We start from the raw sequence: 15315 nt of genomic DNA on the forward strand, positions 1-15315 counted from the left end.
GTTACCAGCGGGCGCGAGGCGTGCTTATGGGCTGATACGCCTCATCCCGCAATCCCACCAGCAGCGTCTTGCCATTGGCCTGTAGCCGGAACTCGCCGTAGCGGGCCGCTTCGTACTGCTCCCCCGTGCCCTCTTCAAAGAAGTAGGCATCGGGGCCGATCTGCCACTGCCGTTCGCTTTGATGCACCTGCAATAGCCGCTCATTGCTGGCGAGCTGATCCGGTTTGCCCTCGGCCACCAGGCTTGCCACCTGATGGGCATCGAGGCGGATCACCAAGGTGTCGCTGCCGTTGTCTTGAGTAGCACGGGCATCGCGGCTGGCCAGCTCGCGGGCGATCTCATAGTTCAGCCGCATGTAATCCCCCTGCATCAGGGAGCGGGGATCGACCGGGGCGAGCCGCAACAGCACCACCTCGCCGCTGCTCATGGCGCGCTCATAGCGCCAGACGGTGGCATTGATACCCGCCAGGATGGCGAGGCCGCTCAGCAACAGGGCGAGTTGTCGGGTGGCGGGCTTCATGAGTCGCTCCTTGCCGCGAAGGTGTTGAGCAGCTGGCGGGCACCCAGCAGCAGGATGCCGGAGCCCAGCAGCAGCCAGGATTTGGTCATCAGGGTGAGCCCCAGATCGTAGTAGTAGAGGGAGCCATAACCGAGCAGCAGCAGGACAGAGAGGGTCATCAGGCCAAGGCTGCCGGCATAAAACCCGAGGATCAGCACCAGTGCGCCAGCCCCCATACCGGGGATGATGGCGCTGATCAGCACCAGCGGCAGGCCAAACAGCAGAGGGAGCTTGAGCTTCACCATCACCGCTTGCAGCAGGGCGGCGCAGATCAGCGGATTGAGCCAGAGCGGCAGGCGCGATAGCCCCAGCTCGTCCAGCACGCTGCTGCCGCCATCCCACAGCGGGTGGTGCAGACGGCCCAGCACCAGCAGCGAGAGGGCTAGCCCCAGGGTGATGGAGTGGTAGAGCTGGTGGCGCTCTGGATCCCTATCTGCCCGCAGCCAGCAGAAGGTGATGGCCGCCATCACCAGTGGCAGCGCCAGCAGTTGCAGCCCGAGGCAGGCGAGACCAAGGGTGAGCAGCAGGGCTGCCGCCACGCTGTGAAACAGCCGTACCAGCCAGTGATCGAACAGCACGGCGATGGCGAGGGACAGCAGGGCAAGACCAAACCAGAGCAGGGCGTGATGGAGATCCAGCTGATCGAGCAGGCCATAGAGCAGCCAGGCATCGGCCGCCAGGGTGAGTGCCAGCACGAATTGATCCCAGAGATCGCCGCGCTGGCTGCGATTGAGGGCATACGCACCCGCCAGCAGCACGGCTCCCAGCAGCAGGGCGCTGTTGGCCTCGCGGGTCAGCTGCTCGAAGGTGAGAAACAGGAAAAAGAGCAGGAACAGGGCGGCAATCCAGCCCACCAGTCCCAGCATAAAACGGCTCGACCAGTGAGGTTGGGTGTCACGGGGCATCTCCCCGTCCACCAGATTGGCCTGTTGCAGCGCTTGCCAAAGGGTCAGATCACTCATGAGACCTCCGTTGTTGTTGCAGCCAGCGTGCAGCGCTGACCGAGAGGCCGATGGCGATAAGGCTCAGCAGCAAGAAGCCGTTGATGTCGGGCTCCATCCACTTGCCCAGCGCCGCGAGGATGATGGCAATCAGGCTGAGGCACCCCATGGCGAGTCCGGCGATAAATCTGTGGTGCCAGAGGGCATAGGCGGCTGCCAGCCAACCAAGCCAGAGCGGCCACACTAGCGGGGAGGCGGCATCAAACAGCGCCAGCAGGGTGAGCAGGGTGGTGCCCAGACCCGCAGCCAGACCCGCCAGCCAGCTCGGCATCAGCCGCCAGCGGGCCGGTGCCAGCAGAAGCAGGCCCCAGAGGGCGGCGTTGAGCAGGGTCAGGCACCAGCCCAATCCCTCCTCATCGAAGGTAAAGAAGAGAGCGAACAGGCCGAGCCGCCAGTAGAGCACCAGCGCCAGCTGGCCGAGTAGCCAGCTTAAGGTCCAGAGCAGGGGGCTTTGGCCAAATGCCGCCAGCGGCACCAGCATCAGCGCCCAGGTGGCGAACAGCTGCCAGGGATCGGCGCCGGTCTGGTAGGTCTGGCCCACCAGCGCCAGCAGGGCGCCGATATTGAGGGCGATAGCCAGCAGCAGCGCCTGACGGGGGGTATTCCCCAGTGGTTTGCGCCACAGCAGAAGCAGCATGGCGAGCAGTGGTGCCTCCAGCAGGGCGAGGCGGGACACCCGGCCCAACTCCTGCCAGTTGAAGGCGACGAAGAAGATAAGGCCAACCCCGATGCAAAGGGCGCCGAGCCACAGCAGCAGCCGGTCAAACAGCCACTGCCAGCGCGCCGGATGGGGGGGAAGATCGGCGAGGGTCAGGGCGTCCGCCAGCTTCTCTGGCGCCAGCCGTCCTTGTTTGACCCATTCGAGTAGCGTCTCTCTTGATACGTTGTGCATGGGGGGACTCCACGAGATTTGCCCCATTATGGCATGAGGCACCCGCAACCGTGCACAGCCCCTTGGCTCTACGGCAGGGGTTGCGACAGCGGGTTACGCAACAAACAAAGCAACAAACAAAGCCGCAAACAAAAAAGCCCTCCGAAGTGGAGGGCTTGGTCACCGGAAAAGGCGATCAGGCAAAGATCAGGGTGCTTACCCCGAGGCCGACGAAGAGGATGGCGCAGGCGATGCGGATCCCCTTGAGTGGCAGCTTGTCTGCCCCCAGCTTGCCGATCAGCACCACTGGCACGTTGGCCAGCATCATGCCGAGGGTGGTCCCGGTAATGACCTGCACCAGCGAGTCATACTTGGCGGCCAGCAGCACGGTGGCGATCTGGGTCTTGTCACCGATCTCGGCGATGAAGAAGAGCACGAAGGTGGCCATAAAGGGGCCGTATTTATCCAGCGAGCTCTCCTCGTCATCCATCTTGTCCGGCACCAAAATCCAGATCGCCATGGCGATAAAGGCCACCGCTATCAGATAGACCATGATTTTGGGATCAAGCCAGCGGCTGATGAACTCGCCAATCCAGGCGGCGCCCGCATGGTTGAGCAGGGTAGCGGCAAACATGCCCGCGATGATGGGCCAGGGCTTGCGAAAACGACAGATGAGCAGTAACGCCAACAGCTGGGTTTTATCGCCGATTTCGGCAATGGCGACGCTGAGGGTTGAGGTTAACAAGGCTTCCATAAATATGACCGGGGGACGGAATTGTTATAAACCAGAGACAAGCCTGCGCCATCCGTCCCCGGTATTGGCACTGGCCCGTCAAAGGTCTTGTCAAATCCATGACTGGCATGGATCACCCTGACCATGGTGAGTTGGCACCAAGTATGTTGATCAGGGTCACAGCGCGGTATTCATGCAATGCATGGAACCGGCATGCGAGACTACTCCCCCTCGATGGGAGCGGGCATTCTAGGGAAAAACTGCAGGGGTGACAAGGGGATCAGCCACCCACCAGCTTGACGCTGAAACCGGCTTTTTCCAGTTCGGCCTTGATCAGGTCCCGTTTATCCCCCTGGATCTCGATGATCCCCTCTTTGAGCCCACCACCGGTACCGCATTTTTTCTTCAGCAAGGTGGCCATGGCTTTCTGCTGTTCGGCAGGTACGCCATGAATGGTGATCACCCCGGCGCCCTTGCGCCCCTTGGTCTCGCGGCGAATACGCACGGTGCCATCGGCAGGGAAGGGGGAGGCGGATTGCGGAGCGCTCTGCTCCTTGATCATGCCGCCATCTGTGCTGTAAACGAGGCGGCTGTTGTTGTCGTGACTCATGGCAATACTTTATCGGTTAGCTAAGCGGAGTTTGATTTTACTCAAATAAAAGTTGAAGACACAGCATATAATGCCTCGAGTAAAAGCGAATTATTATTGTTTAACTTCAGGAGTCAGTCATGGTACTCACGCAGTTGTCACCGGGACAGAGTGCTCGCATCAAGAATATGAACCAGTTGTCCCGGCCGCTGCGCCGCAAACTGATGGTGATGGGCCTGTTGCCTCAAACTGAAGTCATCTATCTGCGGTCTGCCCCCTTGGGGGATCCGCTCCAGATCCAGTGCCAGGGGATCTGTCTCTCCATGCAAAAGAGCCTTGCCGAGCAAATTGAGGTCGAGCCAGTATGAATTATTCCCTAGTCACGGTCGGTAACCCCAATAGCGGCAAGACCTCCCTGTTTAACGCCCTGACCGGTGCCCGCCAGCAAGTGGGTAACTGGAGTGGCGTCACCGTTGACAAGAAGATGGGGGAGTTCAGCGCGGGTGAGCACCACTTCAAGCTGATGGATTTGCCCGGCATCTATAGCCTGGCCAGCCAGGACGGCAGTCTGGACGAGCAGATCGCCAGCCGCTTTGCCCAGAGCCAGCAGCCGGATCTGCTGCTCAACGTCATCGATGCTGCCAATCTGGAGCGCTCCCTTTACCTCACGCTGCAACTGCGCGAGCTGGGGCTGCCCATGGTGGTGGTGCTCAACAAGCTGGATATTCTGCACAAGCGCCGCATCGTCATCGACGAGGAGATGCTCGGTAAATCCCTTGGTTGCCCGGTGGTGGCCCTCTCTGCCCACAACAGCAAGCAGGTTGCTGCCTTCAAGCAGCAGATCCAGCAGTTTATCGGTCAGCCACAAGCGGCCTTGCAGCTCGATTACGGTCACGACCTTGAAAAAGATCTGGCGGAGCTGGAGACCCTGCTCGCCCCGCACCACCTCACCAGCCGTGGCCGCGCCCTGCGCCTGCTGGAAGAGGATGCGGTGATGCAGGAGACCCTGCTGCCCGGTCAACACGCGGCGGCCAGCAATGTGGTGACCCGTGCCCATCAGGGGCAGGATATTGACCTGCAACTGGCCGATATCCGCTACGGCCACATTCATCTGTGGGCCAGTCAGGCGAGCCAGCAGAAGGGCAAGCTGACCGTGGCCCAGAGCGAGTGGCTGGATCGGCTGCTGCTCAATCGCTGGATTGGCATTCCCTTCTTCCTGTTTGTCATGTACCTGATGTTCATGTTCGCCATCAAGGTCGGCAGCGCCTTTATCGACTTCTTCGACATCATGGGCGGCGCCCTGTTTGTCGATGGGGTTCACCACCTGCTGGGGCTGATCAATGCCCCCGAGTGGCTGGGCGCCATTGTGGCTGATGGCTTTGGCGTTGGCTTGCAGACGGTTGCCACCTTTATTCCGGTAATTGGCTGCCTCTATCTGTTCCTGGCAGTGCTGGAGAGCTCCGGCTATCTGGCGCGGGCCGCCTTCGTGGTCGATGCCCTGATGCGCCGCCTCGGCCTGCCGGGCAAGGCGTTCGTGCCGATGTTGATGGGCTTTGGTTGTACCGTGCCGTCGGTGATGGCGACCCGCACCCTCAACTCCGAGCGGGAGCGGCTGATGACCTCGGCCATGGCCCCCTTCATGTCGTGCGGTGCCCGTCTGCCGGTTTACGCCCTGTTTGCGGTGGCCTTCTTCCCTGAATCGGGTCAGAACCTGGTGTTCGGTCTCTACCTCATCGGTATTGTGGTTGCGGTGCTGACCGGCCTGTTGCTGCGCAGCACCCTGCTGCCGGGCAAGAGCGACTCCATGCTGATGGAGATGCCGGACTACGAGTGGCCGCGTCCGGTTAACGTCGGTATCAAGACCTGGCAGAAGCTCAAATCCTTCGTTTTTGGCGCTGGTAAAACTATCGTGCTGGTAGTCGCCGTGCTGAGCGTGCTCAACTCCCTCGGTACCGATGGCAGCTTCGGCCATCAGGATCAGGAGAGCTCGGTGCTGAGCAAGGTCAGCCAAATGGTCACCCCTGTGTTGCACCCCATCGGTGTGCGCGATGACAACTGGCAGGCCACGGTCGGCATTGTCACCGGCATCTTCGCCAAAGAGGCGGTAGTGGGTACTCTTAACAGCCTCTACGCGGGCAAGAGCGGCGACGAGGAGGCGAGCGAGTTTTCACTGGTGGCCAGCTTCCACGAGGCCATCGAGGCAGTCGCTACCAATCTGGCGGAGATCAACCCGAGCGACCCCATGGGGCTGGCTGTCGGTGAGCTGGATGATCAGCAGGCCGCTGCCGACGCGCAGGAGGTCGATGTCTCCACTTACGGCAACATGCAGACCCACTTTGACGGTGCCGCCGGTGCCTTTGCCTATCTGCTGTTCGTGCTGCTCTACATGCCTTGCGCCGCCGCCATGGGTGCGCTGGTGCGGGAAACCGGTCGTCAGTGGGCGCTCTTTACCGCCGCATGGTGCAACTACATGGCCTTTATGTGCGCCACTGTCTTCTATCAGGTCGCCACCTTTGCCGCTCACCCCGAGCAGAGCCTGTTCTGGATCGTCAGCTACGGCCTCTCTCTGGTACTGCTCTGGTGGGCCGGTCGCCGTCACGGTGACATCGTCGCCCGCAAGGTGGTGACCTTATGATCCTGCGCGAGCTGGGGGATTACCTCGCCGCGCAGCAAAAGGTGAGCCGGCGCGATCTGGCTCGCCACTTCCACACCTCGGAAGATGCGGTGGAGGCCATGCTCGGCGTCTGGATGCGCAAGGGGCGGGTCATCAAGCGCGAGAGCCGGGTCTGTGGCGGCAGTTGTTGTGGCAAGAGCGAGGAGGTGATGTTCGAGTGGTGTGACGCGGGTCAGATTGGGTTCAAGATCCGCTAAACAGCCGCTACACCTCATCGGGTGATGACGGAGCATCAGATATTGAACAATAAAAAACGGCAGATCCCTTATTCAGGTTCTGCCGTTTTTATTGCTGCAAACTGGCGGGATCAGGCGTGCTGGCGAGCCTGCGCCAACAGCGCCAGCGCCGGTTGGGCGTTGTCCGGCATCAGTCGGTAGGCCTTGTGATGCTTGACCAGAGTGGTCTTCTTGTTGCCCTGGCTCAGCAGCAGCCCGTTAGCAAAAGCGGCCTCGGCCAGCACCTTCTCATCACCACGCACATAGAGGGTGAGGGGTTTGAGCAGTTCACCCGCCTCGATATAGCCCTGATACTCGCTGGCACTGATCACTACGCTCGGCTGGCCATCTGATTGCAGCCGCAGCTTGGCGTTGATCTCGCTCTCGGTCAGCACCTGCCAACCCGCCTCTTCCAGGGTGGCCAGCAGGGCGACCAGCTTGGCCCCCAGTTGCTGCGGCGTCGCCATGGCGCACTGGTACTGGAAGGCGATGCGCTCCAGCAGCCCCTTGAGATCGGCACCGGCACCCAACGTGCGGCCAAGCTGTACCCACTCTTTCAGATCATCCATCACCAGACGGGAGAAGCGCTTCTCCTTGAGGGAGTCAGCCATCCAGGTGCAGAGAAAGTGGCTCTCTTGCGCCGGAGTGCGCTTGCCCGCTTTCTGCTCGGCGGTGCGCGCCAGTTCCGCCAGGCTCTGGCTGGCCATCTCGAGCAGGGCCTGATTGTAGCAAGGAGGGGTCATCATGGATCCTCGGGAAATAACAGAGATAGCAAAGGCGCCAGTGGCGCCTTTGCGGTTCAATAGATTAGCCAGCGCGCCTTATTTCGGCTGACGGGGCTTCTTGGCACTCGCCAGACGCTTGAGGCGTTGGCCTTGCAGCTTGCTCTCGGCCATTACCTGTGCCACGGCGTTATCTTCACGCTGCGGGCGCTTGCCGAAGCGGCGGCGCTCTTGCAGCTGCTTGATCAGCTCGTCGCGGTTGCTCACTTCATAACCCGGTACCATGATGCGGCGGATCTTCTGGCCGATCAGGGCCTCGATTTCCAGCAGAGTACGCTCCTCTTCGCGGCTGACGAAGGAGATGGCCATGCCATTCTTGCCAGCACGACCGGTACGGCCGATGCGGTGAACGTAATCCTCTGCCAGGAACGGCAGATCGTAGTTGACCACATACTCCAGATCAGGAATGTCCAGACCACGGGCGGCCACTTCGGTGGCAACCAGAACCCGAACCTTGCCTTCCATGAACTCGCGCAGGGCGCGGCGACGGTTGCCCTGGGCTTTCTCGCCATGGACCACGGCGGACTTGATGCCGTCGAGGTTCAGCTCATCGATCAGCACATCGCAGCTCTCGCGGGTACTGGCGAACACCAGCACCTGCTGCCAGTTCTGCTTGCCAATCAGCTCGGAGAGCAGCTCGCGCTTGCGCTTCTGCTCGACCGGATAGACGGTGTGGCTGACGGTATCGGCGGTGGAGTTCTGCTTGTTGACGCTGACGATCTGCGGGCGATCCAGCATCAGGTTGGCCAGCTTTTTCACCGCATCGGAGAAGGTGGCGGAGAACAGCAGGTTCTGACGGGTCTTGTTGACCGCTTGCAGGATCTTCTGCACATCGGCACTGAAGCCCATGTCGAGGATGCGATCCGCTTCGTCCATCACCAGACACTCAACGCCGGAGAGGCTGAGGTTACAGGCGGTGAGGTGCTCCAGCAGACGGCCCGGGGTGGCCACAATGATGTGGGCGCCCGCTTTCAGCTTCTTGGCCTGCACATCCTGCTTGCCACCACCCACGATGGTGATGGTGGTGATATCGAGATACTTGGCGAAGTCATTGATGTTGCTCGCCACCTGAGCCGCCAGTTCGCGGGTCGGGGTCAGGATCAGCACCCGGGCATTGGAAGGTTGGGCCGGGGCCGGGTTATCGACCAGACGCTGCAAAATGGGCAGAGCGAAGGCGGCGGTCTTGCCGGTACCGGTCTGGGCGCTGGCCAGCACATCGCGGCCACGGCGAATGGCCGGGATCGCCTGTTGCTGCACAGGGGTCATCTCCTGATAACCGCAATCTGAGACAGCACGCAAAATCTCGGGGGCAAAATCGAACGATTCAAATCTCATAATGGGTTCCTGTGTTCCAGCTGGGCTGTGTTTGGCTTGGTTAGCTCGGCATGAGCGAGACGGAGGTTGTAACCACCGACGGCTGCGCCTGACATCAAGTCAGAGAGAGAGCCGGAAAATGGCGGGCGCGAAGTGTAACAGATAGACGGCATAATTTCTGCCTCAAATGGTTGGAGTTTTTATCCCGCCGCACGGGCTTTATTGTTGCAGGCCAAAGTTCTCGCCAACCCGTATTCTCGCCACTGTGTGTGCCGTATGTGTTATCCGCTGGTGCCCAGATAAAATCAGCCCCGCATTGGCGGGGCTGATTTTGAGAGAGCATTATAGCCGTGGCCGGTCAGATCAGACCGCCAGATAGTCCATGATCCCTTCGGCTGCTTTGCGGCCTTCGTAGATAGCGGTCACCACCAGATCGGAGCCGCGCACCGCATCGCCACCGGCGAACACCTTGGGGTTGCTGGTCTGGAACGGGAAGTCCGCTTGCTCACTGGCTTTGATCCGATCCCGGCTGTCGATTTCGATATCAAACTCGGCCATCCAGGGCTGCGGATTGGGTTGGAAGCCAAACGCCATCACCACAGCATCAGCATTTAGCACCTGCTCTGAGCCCTCAATCAACACCGCATTGCGGCGGCCATTGGCATCGGGTTCGCCCAACTCGGTGCTCACCACCTTGATACCAACGGTGCGGCCGCTGGCATCCAGCTCGACCGCCACCGGCTGCAGGTTGAACATAAATTCGACCCCCTCTTCGCGGGCGTTCTTCACCTCCCGCTTGGAGCCCGGCATGTTCTCCTCGTCCCGGCGATAGGCACAGATCACCTTGTCGGCACCCTGTCGGATGGCGGTTCGTACGCAGTCCATGGCGGTATCGCCACCGCCGAGTACCACTACCTGCTTGCCAGCGAAGTCGATGTAATCTGCCTGGGCCTTTTCAAAGCCCAGCAGCCGGTTGGCGTTGGCGATGAGGTAGGGCAGGGCATCATAGACTCCCGGCGCCTCTTCGTTGGCAAAGCCACCTTTCATGTACTTGTAAGTGCCGACCCCGAGGAAGACCGCATCGAACTCGCCGAGCAGGTCGGCGAAGGTGACATCTTTGCCCACTTCGGTTTCGAGACGAAATTCGATACCCATCCCCTGGAAGATCTCGCGCCGACGTTGCATCACCTCTTTTTCCAGCTTGAAGGAGGGGATACCAAAGGTGAGCAGGCCACCGATCTCCGGGTACTTGTCAAACACCACAGGGGTGACGCCGCCCCGCGCCAGCACATCCGCGCAGGCAAGGCCTGCGGGGCCGGCACCGATCACCGCGACCCGCTTGCCGGTCTTGACCACCTTGGAGAGATCGGGCTGCCAGCCCATCTCGAACGCCTTGTCGGTGATGTATTTTTCGATGTTGCCGATGGTCACTGCGCCGAAGCGATCATTGAGGGTGCAAGCCCCTTCACACAACCTGTCTTGCGGACAGACTCGGCCACACACTTCCGGCAGGCTGTTGGTCTGGTGGGCGAGCTCCACGGCTTCCAGAATACGTCCCTCTTTGGCCAGTTTCAGCCAGTTGGGAATGTAGTTGTGGACCGGACACTTCCACTCGCAATAGGGGTTGCCGCACTCCAGGCAACGGTCAGATTGCATTTGCACCTGGGCCTGGTTGAAGGGTTCGTAGATCTCGACAAACTGGATCTTGCGGATCTTGAGCGGCTTCTTGGGCGGGTCGACCCGCTGGACATCGATAAACTGAAATACGTTCTGGCTCATAGGGTTCCCTCCTTATTGCGCCTGGATTCTGAGTTCTGCACTGGAACGGCTGGTGTGGCCCAACAGGGACTTCACGTCGCTGGATTTGGGCTTGATCAGCTTGAACATGGGCACAAAGGCATCGAAGTTGGCCAGGATCTCTTCGGCGCGCGAACTGCCGGTTTCATTGAGGTGCTCGGTGATGATGCCGCGCAGGTGCTCCTGATGAATGGCGAGACTCGCCACATCCAGCAACTCTACCAGCTCGGGGTTAGTGCGTTTGGCGAAGTTGCCGCACTCATCGAGCACGTAGGCAAAACCACCGGTCATGCCTGCCGCGAAGTTGACGCCGGTCGTGCCGAGAATGGTGACTATGCCACCGGTCATGTATTCACAACCGTTGTCGCCAATCCCCTCGACCACGGCCAGCGCGCCGGAGTTACGCACCGCAAAACGCTCGCCAGCGGTACCTGCTGCATAGAGCTTGCCGCCGGTGGCGCCGTAGAGGCAGGTGTTGCCGATGATGGCCGCTTCGTGGGATTTGAAGGCAACGCCGACATGGGGTTTGACCACCAGCTTGCCGCCGGTCATCCCTTTGCCGACGTAGTCGTTGGCGTCACCGGTGAGGATCATCTCGAGGCCACCCGCATTCCAGACGCCAAAGCTCTGGCCTGCGGTACCGTTGAAGTGCACCTTGACCGGATCTGCAGCCATCCCCTGATTACCGTGACGCTTGACGATCTCGCCCGACAGACGGGCCCCCACAGAGCGGTCGGTGTTGCGGATGTCGTAACGGAACTCGCCGCCGCTTGAGGTTTCCACCGCTGCTAGCAGATCGTCCACCATCTGCAGGTTGAGCGGCCCCTTGTCGAAAGTGGGGTTGTGCTGCTGGCTGAACAGGCTGGAGCCCGCCGGTGCGATTGGTCTGGCCAGAATGCCCCCGAGGTCCAGCTTGGCCTGACGGGCGGTGAGGCCGGGCAGGGCCTCAAGCAGATCGGTACGGCCAATCAGGTCGGTCAGCTGGGTGACGCCCAGCTGGGCCATCAGTTCGCGGGTCTCTTGTGCGATGAACTTGAAGTAGTTCATCACCATCTCCGGCAGGCCGGTGAAGTGTTCGCGGCGCAGCTTCTCATCCTGGGTGGCAACGCCGGTGGCGCAGTTGTTGAGGTGGCAGATCCGCAAGTATTTGCAGCCGAGTGCCACCATGGGGCCGGTGCCAAAGCCGAAGCTCTCGGCGCCGAGAATTGCCGCCTTAATGATATCGAGACCGGTCTTGAGACCGCCATCCACTTGCAACCGCACCTTGTGGCGCAGGCCGTTGGCGACCAGTGCCTGCTGGGTTTCAGCCAGACCCAGTTCCCACGGGGAACCGGCATACTTGACCGAGGTGAGGGGGCTCGCGCCAGTGCCGCCGTCATAACCGGAGATGGTGATGAAGTCGGCATAGGCTTTGGCGACGCCGCAGGCGATGGTGCCCACACCGGGCTCGGAGACCAGCTTGACCGACACCAGACAGCTCGGGTTGATCTGCTTGATGTCAAAAATAAGCTGGGCCAGATCCTCGATGGAGTAGATATCGTGGTGCGGCGGCGGGGAGATCAGGGTCACGCCGGGCACGGAATAGCGCAGCTTGGCGATCTGGGCGGTTACCTTGTCGCCGGGCAGCTGGCCACCTTCGCCGGGCTTGGCACCCTGAGCCACTTTGATCTGCACCACATCGGCGTTCATCAGGTAGTGAGGGGTGACGCCAAAGCGACCGGATGCTACCTGCTTGATGCGCGAGTTCTTCTCGGTGCCAAAGCGCTTGGGATCTTCGCCACCTTCACCTGAGTTGCTCTTGCCGCCGAGGCGGTTCATGGCAATGGCCAGCGCTTCGTGCGCCTCTGGCCCCAAGGCGCCGATTGACATGGCGGCGGAGTCGAAGCGGGGGAAGAGGGCCTCGGCAGATTCCACTGCACTCACCTCCACCGGATGGTCGACTTTTTTCAACGCCAGCAGATCACGCAAGGTCGAGATCGGGCGTTCATTGACCAGCCGGGCGTACTCCAGGTAATCGGCGTAGTTGCCAGATCGCACTGCGACTTGCAGGGTTTGCACCACATCTGGGTTGTAGGTGTGGTACTCGCCGCCGTGGACAAACTTGAGCAGGCCGCCGTGACTGAGGGGCTTGCGTTGCAACCAGGCCTGACGGGCCAGATTGTGCTGATCTTGCTGGATATCGCTAAAATCGGCCCCTTGAATACGGCTCGATACCCCACGGAAACAGATCTCAACCACCGACTGGGCAAGCCCCACCGCTTCAAACAGCTGGGAGCAGCGATAGCTGGCCACGGTACTGATGCCCATTTTGGACATCACCTTGTAGAGGCCTTTATTGATGCCGTTACGGTAGTTGACCATCGCTTGACGCAAGGTCATCTTCAGCACCCCTTCTTCAACCTGCTTGGCCAGAGTTTCATAGGCCAGATAGGGGTAGACGGCAGTGGCGCCAAAGCCCAGCAGTACCGAGAAGTGGTGCGGGTCGCGGCAACTGGCGGTCTCTACCAGAATGTTGGCGTCGCAGCGCAGGTTGTTGTCTACCAGGGTACGTTGCACCGCGCCCACCGCCATGGCGGCCGGGATCGGCAGGGTGTCTGCGCTGATATCGCGATCTGACAATACCAGCAGCACGGTGCCACTCTTGGCGGCGGTTTTAGCCAGCTCGCAGATGCGAATGATGGCCGCTTCCAACCCCTCTTCGGGCTTGAAGTTGAGACTGATCACCTGGTGGCGATAGTGTTCCCCTTCCAGCGCCAGCAGCTGGTGGAAGTCGGAGTAGAGCAGGATCGGCGACTGGAACAGTACCCGGTGAGCGTGACCGAAGGTCTCGTTGAAGACGTTCTGCTCGCGACCGATACAGGTGGCCAGCGACATCACATGGTTCTCCCGCAGCGGATCGATAGGCGGGTTGGTCACCTGGGCGAACATCTGGCGGAAGTAGTCATACAGGGTCCGTTGACCGGACGAGAGCACCGCCATCGGGGTGTCATCCCCCATGGATCCGACCGCTTCCTGACCGTTCTCAGCTAAGACCCGAATGATCTGATCCAGCTCTTCAAAGGAGTAGCCGAACAGCTTCTGATAGGTTTTCAGCTGGTCATCGGCAAACTCGCGGCTGCCGGTCTGGTTGTCATCCATCTGCTCGAATGGCACCAGTCGTGTGCAGTGCTTGTCCATCCACTGCTTGTAGGTGTGGCGGCTCTTGAGATCGTCGTCAATCTCGAAGCTGGTCCACACCTTGCCGTTGTGGGTATCCACCACGAACAGCTCGCCCGGGCCGACCCGGCCCTTCTCCAGCACTTCGTCCGGGGTGTAGTCCCAGGTGCCGACCTCAGACGCGAGCGTGATGAACTTGTCCTTGGTGATGACGTAGCGGGCCGGACGCAGGCCATTGCGATCCAGCGCGCAGGTGGCGTAGCGACCGTCGGTCATCACGATACCGGCAGGGCCGTCCCACGGCTCCATGTGCATGGAGTTGAAGTCATAGAAGGCGCGCAGGTCGTCGTCCATGTTCGGGTGCTTTTGCCATGCAGGCGGGATCAACAGACGCATGGCACGGAACAGGTCCATGCCACCGGCGAGGAAGAGATCCAGCATGTTGTCGAGGCTGGATGAATCCGAGCCCGTGGTGTTGACGAAGGGGGCCGCTTCCTGCAAATCGGGGATCAGCGGTGTCGCAAACTTGTAGCTGCGCGCCTTGGCCCACTGGCGGTTACCGGCGATGGTGTTGATCTCGCCGTTGTGAGCGAGATAGCGGAACGGCTGGGCCAGTGGCCAGCGCGGACTGGTGTTGGTGGAGAAGCGCTGGTGGAACACGCAGATCGCTGCTTGCATGCGAATGTCGGCGAGATCCAGATAGAAGCGCGGCAAGTCCACCGGCATGCACAGTCCTTTATAGACGGTGACCAGATTGGAGAGACTGACCACATAGAAGTAGTCATCGTTGATGCGCTTCTCGATACGGCGACGCACGATATAGAGGCGACGCTCCAGATCCTGTTCAACCCAGCCGGGAGGTGCGTTGACAAAGACCTGTTCAATACTGGGCAGGGAGGCTTTGGCGATAGGGCCGAGCACATTGGTATCGACGGGCACTTTGCGCCAGCCGACCAGACTCAGGGTCTCTTTTTCCAGCTCTTCGTCGATGATGTCGCGAGTTTGCTGGGCCAGGACCGGATCGGGGTTGAGAAACAGCATACCAACCGCGTATTTGCGGCCAAGGTGCCATCCCTTCTCCTCGGCAACAGCTCTATAAAAGCTGTCGGGTTTTTGCAGCAGCAGGCCGCAACCATCGCCGGTCTTGCCATCAGCGGAGATCCCGCCGCGGTGTTGCATGCGAGCCAATGCTGACATCGCGAGACGAACAAGCTTGTGGCTGGCTTCCCCTTCCATGTGGGCCAACAGGCCGAAGCCACAGTTATCCCTCTCCAGCTTTGGATCATATAGTGACATTGCATTTCTCCCTTGCTCGGCCTTCCATCGCACAGTCATCAACTGACTGCATAAATTGCGATTGGCTCTTGTGGTTCCGTCTGCCTGACGTGGCGAATCTCCAAACTAATGGGATTTTTTGACGAGGTCAATCGCAGGTCAGGTTTGCCTCGGTGGTTACATTCCCATAACAAAATGTCGAAGCAGAGGGGGTAATTGGTTGTAATGGTGCGATTGTTCTGCTCAATATTGTTTTTGTGGTGAAATATATTGCCATTGAGGGGTTCAATGGTGCGCTTATCGACCGAGGGTGAATGTAGTAATTTTACCAACCCGGCTTGGTCGACAG

12 protein-coding genes are annotated in these 15315 nt (G+C 60.3%); 3 read left to right on the forward strand and 9 right to left on the reverse strand.

The window, feature by feature from the left end; all coding sequences use genetic code 11:
• Position 1 precedes the first annotated feature (1 nt).
• From BN1135_RS03755 to BN1135_RS03775, 5 genes are all read right to left on the reverse strand, one after another.
• A complete protein-coding gene (locus BN1135_RS03755) occupies positions 2-520 on the reverse strand; it encodes a GDYXXLXY domain-containing protein (protein WP_042018960.1) in 519 nt (172 codons plus the stop codon).
• Positions 517-1521, reverse strand: a complete 1005-nt coding sequence (locus BN1135_RS03760; protein WP_042018961.1) for a DUF4401 domain-containing protein — start codon at positions 1519-1521, stop codon at positions 517-519. The genes BN1135_RS03755 and BN1135_RS03760 overlap by 4 nt, the downstream gene beginning before the upstream one ends.
• Positions 1514-2452 carry a DUF2157 domain-containing protein gene (locus tag BN1135_RS03765; protein ID WP_042018962.1) on the reverse strand — a complete coding sequence of 313 codons (939 nt, stop codon included), beginning with the start codon at positions 2450-2452 and terminating at the stop codon, positions 1514-1516. Before BN1135_RS03765 ends, BN1135_RS03760 begins: the two co-directional genes overlap by 8 nt.
• 175 nt (positions 2453-2627) lie before the next feature.
• Entirely contained in the window at positions 2628-3185 is a 558-nt protein-coding gene (locus BN1135_RS03770) for a TMEM165/GDT1 family protein (RefSeq protein WP_042018963.1), read from the reverse strand.
• 259 nt (positions 3186-3444) lie between these two features.
• Positions 3445-3774 (reverse strand): translation initiation factor, encoded by a 330-nt coding sequence (locus BN1135_RS03775; RefSeq protein ID WP_042018964.1) that lies wholly within the window; start codon positions 3772-3774, stop codon positions 3445-3447.
• A 119-nt stretch (positions 3775-3893) separates the two neighbouring features.
• On the opposite strand from BN1135_RS03775, the gene BN1135_RS03780 reads away from it, so the two are divergent.
• From BN1135_RS03780 to BN1135_RS03790, 3 genes are read left to right on the forward strand one after another with little or no spacing between them, the layout of a single operon-like run.
• Positions 3894-4121, forward strand: coding sequence for a FeoA family protein (locus BN1135_RS03780; protein ID WP_042018966.1), 228 nt, complete (start codon positions 3894-3896; stop codon positions 4119-4121).
• Entirely contained in the window at positions 4118-6388 is a 2271-nt protein-coding gene (feoB, locus tag BN1135_RS03785; protein WP_042018967.1) for a Fe(2+) transporter permease subunit FeoB, read from the forward strand. Before BN1135_RS03780 ends, feoB begins: the two co-directional genes overlap by 4 nt.
• Positions 6385-6624: a FeoC-like transcriptional regulator gene (locus BN1135_RS03790; RefSeq protein WP_005346763.1), complete on the forward strand. Its 240-nt coding sequence runs from the start codon at positions 6385-6387 to the stop codon at positions 6622-6624. The genes feoB and BN1135_RS03790 overlap by 4 nt, the downstream gene beginning before the upstream one ends.
• Before the next feature lie 110 nt (positions 6625-6734).
• Here BN1135_RS03790 and BN1135_RS03795 read toward each other — a convergent pair whose 3' ends face one another.
• From BN1135_RS03795 to gltB, 4 genes are all read right to left on the reverse strand, one after another.
• The gene (locus BN1135_RS03795) at positions 6735-7385 is read right to left on the reverse strand and encodes a DUF2913 family protein (protein ID WP_042018968.1); all 651 of its coding nucleotides are present in this window, start codon (positions 7383-7385) and stop codon (positions 6735-6737) included.
• 78 nt (positions 7386-7463) lie between these two features.
• Entirely contained in the window at positions 7464-8759 is a 1296-nt protein-coding gene (locus BN1135_RS03800; RefSeq protein ID WP_042018970.1) for a DEAD/DEAH box helicase, read from the reverse strand.
• 342 nt (positions 8760-9101) lie between these two features.
• Positions 9102-10517, reverse strand: a complete 1416-nt coding sequence (locus BN1135_RS03805) for an FAD-dependent oxidoreductase (RefSeq protein ID WP_042018971.1) — start codon at positions 10515-10517, stop codon at positions 9102-9104.
• Between the two features lie 12 nt (positions 10518-10529).
• Positions 10530-14987 carry a glutamate synthase large subunit gene (gene gltB, locus BN1135_RS03810; protein ID WP_042018972.1) on the reverse strand — a complete coding sequence of 1486 codons (4458 nt, stop codon included), beginning with the start codon at positions 14985-14987 and terminating at the stop codon, positions 10530-10532.
• Positions 14988-15315: the final 328 nt, after the last annotated feature.

The organism is Aeromonas sobria (assembly GCF_000820145.1).
GTDB lineage: Bacteria > Pseudomonadota > Gammaproteobacteria > Enterobacterales > Aeromonadaceae > Aeromonas > Aeromonas sobria.